Annotated in this window: 2 protein-coding genes; both read left to right on the forward strand. The window is 78.7% G+C overall.

Translation table 11 applies throughout. From position 1 onward, the window contains the following. Positions 1 to 241: 241 nt before the first annotated feature. On the forward strand, positions 242 to 499 hold the full coding sequence (locus tag AAHZ94_RS33635) for a hypothetical protein (RefSeq protein ID WP_349997488.1): 258 nt from the start codon (positions 242 to 244) through the stop codon (positions 497 to 499). A 201-nt stretch (positions 500 to 700) separates the two neighbouring features. After that, entirely contained in the window at positions 701 to 1,540 is an 840-nt protein-coding gene (locus tag AAHZ94_RS33640; protein WP_349997489.1) for a class I SAM-dependent methyltransferase, read from the forward strand. Positions 1,541 to 1,749 lie beyond the last annotated feature (209 nt).

The following is a 1,749-nucleotide window of genomic DNA, read 5'->3' on the forward strand; positions in this document are numbered from 1 at the left end:
ACGGCCGGCCCTCGGGACGGCCCTGGCCGTAGGTGGCCAGCAGTGCCTGTGCCTCGATCGGGTCGCCGAGGGGCGTGGGGGGGGCCGGGGGCGCGGCCCCCGCCCCCCCGGGGGGGGGCCCCCCGGCCCCCGCCCCCGGGGGGGGGCGGCCCCGGGGCGGGGGCGGGGCCCGGCCGCGGTGGGCGACATGTCGGATACCCCCCTGCCTCACCGCCGACCGGTGGCGTGCGACAGTCTCCGGGTGCTGTCGCGATGGATCTACGCCCTGCTGAGTCTTCTGTGCCTGCTCCTGTTCGGGGTCGGTGCGGGCGTGGCGACCTGGGCGGAGGACCGCGGCATCGGTTGGCTGGCACAGGTGGGCATGGCCGTCGGCGGCGGCGCCGCGGGACTGTGCCTGGTGATGGCCGGGCGGGCGGTCCTCTTCGGTCGGCTGCGCCGTGCGATGTTCCGGGTGGCCCCCACCCGCGGCCGACACCGCCGCCCCGACCCGGACGGCTGACCCCGCGCCTCCGCAGCGCGGCCCGTCCCGTCCTGCCCCGTCCCGTACGCGTCGAAGACCGATCGTCCGGCCCCCCGATCGCCCGATCGAGCAGGCGAGCTACGAGCCGGCGGCGGCCGGACGCCGGGTACCGGGTGCCGGTTGCCGGCGGTGGTGCAGGAGCCGGGGCCGTGGCCGGCCGGAGCCCGTAGGTTCGCTGCCATGACGACCACGGCACGCACCACGACCGCGGAGCAAGAGGCGTTCCTGCGGGCCTACCACGCCGCGCATCCGGCCGTGACCGCGGACGCGCTCGGCGCCGGCCGGGCCCCGGACGGCCGGTCCAGCTACCAGATCCTGTGCGACCGGGTCGCCGGCCGGAACAGAGTGCTCGACCTCGGCTGCGGGGACGGCCTGTTGGTGGAACTCCTGGCCCGCACCGCCGGGCGGCGGATCGTCGGCGTGGACCTGTCACCCCAGGCGTTGGCCCTGGCACGCCGCCGCCCGGCCGCCGCCGCGACGGCCCTGATCGAGGCCCGGGCCCAGACGCTGCCCTGCGCCACCGACGGCTTCGACGCCTGCGTCAGCCACCTGGCCCTGATGCTGATGGGCGAGGTCGAACAGGTGGTGGCGGAAGTGGCCCGGGTGCTGGCGCCCGGTGGCGTACTGGCCTGCGCCATCGGGGGTGGCGCCGTCGGCGGTGAGGCGTACGAACTCTTCGTCGAACTGCTCAGGCAGACGGTCCGCACCGTGCCCGCCGCGCGGCACATCCCGAAGCTGGGCGACCGCAGGACCCGCAGCCGCGAGGGGCTCGACGGGCTGCTCGGGCCCGCCGGGTTCGCGCCGGTCGCCTGGGAGACGGTGCCGATCGATCTGAGCGGCTCGGTCGAGGAGGTGTGGGCGGCCGTCTCCGGCGTCTACGACCTCGGCCCGCTCGCCCCGGGCACGGTCGGGGCGCTGCGCACCGCGTTCTGCCACGCCGCCCGGGAACTCGCCACGCCCCAGGGGCGCGTCCCGTGCGGCTTCGACGTGCACGTCGCGACCGCCCGGCTGGTGCGGTGAGAAGGACCGAACCAGCGGCCCGGGGGACGCACTACGCGCGCGTGCGCCGGTTACGCGTGGGGGCGGAGCCGGTCGGCGGCCCCGCCGGCGCCGCCGCGCGCCCCCGCCAACCCCCCGGCCGGGTCCGCGCCAGGCACGCCCCCCCCCCCCCCCCCCCCCCCCGCCCGGCGCCGCCCCGCGTCGCGCCCCCCCCGTCCCCGCGCTGGCGG

The sequence above is a fragment of the Streptomyces sp. HSW2009 genome (genome assembly GCF_040240285.1).
In the GTDB taxonomy this organism is placed as follows: domain Bacteria; phylum Actinomycetota; class Actinomycetes; order Streptomycetales; family Streptomycetaceae; genus Streptomyces.